Genomic DNA, 1,093 nt, shown 5'->3' on the forward strand with positions numbered 1-1,093 from the left:
GCGTACAACGTGTACAACCTCGGCACGCGGACGACGACCTCCGTCACCGACATCGCCGACATCGTGAGCGATGAGCTGGGCGTCGACCCCGAGTACGCCTACACCGGCGGCGACCGCGGCTGGACCGGCGACGTGCCGAAGATGCGCCTGTCGATCGCGAAGCTGGCCGACCTCGGCTGGGAGCCGTCGATCGAGAGCGACGCGGCGGTCCGGCGCAGCGCCCGCGAGCTTATCGACGAGATCGTCTCGTAAGAATCCGACTCCGGGATCGGCTGTTCTGCGGGAGGCTTCTGAACCCTCGGCCGCTCGCTTATAAATAACCGGCTCTGGTGAAACCCTCAACAAGTGATATATTCTGCCCCACCAGCGGTCAATACAGAGGACTAACAAATCGCTCAGTACAGATGGTACGGTACGGATCGCGGACGTGATTGTTCGGCCTCAACTACGAGGTTCTTGGTTTCTACCGGTTGTAGCCGACAGAACGAGAGTTGACCTATATAAAGATTTAAGTCAATCTGTTATTCGTAATACCTATGCCAAGCCAAGATCCTGATGATCCACCAGAATACAAAACTTTTCAAAAAGTAGCAGTAAATGGGAATGTTGTTGGTGAACTTAGGGTAAAACCCGACGCTTTATTATCAGACATCGAAGACGCAGCTTTCACCACGATATTAGCTGCCCAATTTGGTGAGGTTGCGCAAGAAGACGACGGAGGAGACTCTGAGATGCTCGAAAAGTATGATCCAGAAATACAAATCTGGACTGAGAACGAAGACGACGACGAATCGTCTTGGTCAGATCCACAGGACTTTTCAGAAACACATTTCCTCGATGTGTACGAGAACCTATAGCTGAACTAAGAGTTATCGAACAGGTATTCGTCCCTATTTCACCCATTCGGGCTTGCTCCATTCGCACTCTTCAGCGACTAGACGTTTCAGGCAAAATCTGTCTGGAGAATAGGATTTCAACAGCGACAAATAATCGTCTGTAGACCTGCGGTGAACACCGCCAAAGCCCCAGCCGCTTACGTATAAATCGCTGCTGACGGATCGACGGAGAAGGCCTCCAAAGCCCCAGCCGGGAG

General features: G+C 52.7%; 2 protein-coding genes and 1 pseudogene. 2 read left to right on the forward strand and 1 reads right to left on the reverse strand.

All coding sequences use genetic code 11. The features are described from left to right. Together EXE44_RS16980 and EXE44_RS16985 are read left to right on the forward strand one after the other, a co-directional pair. Nucleotides 1-252: pseudogene (locus EXE44_RS16980) on the forward strand (UDP-glucose 4-epimerase); the annotation flags it as partial. Between the two features lie 284 nt (nt 253-536). Continuing rightward, entirely contained in the window at nt 537-857 is a 321-nt protein-coding gene (locus EXE44_RS16985) for a hypothetical protein (RefSeq protein ID WP_137706574.1), read from the forward strand. 33 nt (nt 858-890) lie between these two features. Here EXE44_RS16985 and EXE44_RS21165 read toward each other — a convergent pair. Further along, the coding region (locus EXE44_RS21165; RefSeq protein ID WP_206750401.1) for a hypothetical protein at nt 891-1,093 on the reverse strand (203 nt) is incomplete at its 5' end.

The sequence above is a fragment of the Halorubrum sp. SS7 genome, assembly GCF_005435055.1.
Classification (GTDB): domain Archaea; phylum Halobacteriota; class Halobacteria; order Halobacteriales; family Haloferacaceae; genus Halorubrum; species Halorubrum salinarum.

Excerpts from the sequence above, each read along its gene's own strand:
- EXE44_RS16985 (WP_137706574.1), top strand. The coding sequence starts at position 537 with ATGCCAAGCCAAGATCCTGATGATCCACCAGAATACAAAACTTTTCAA.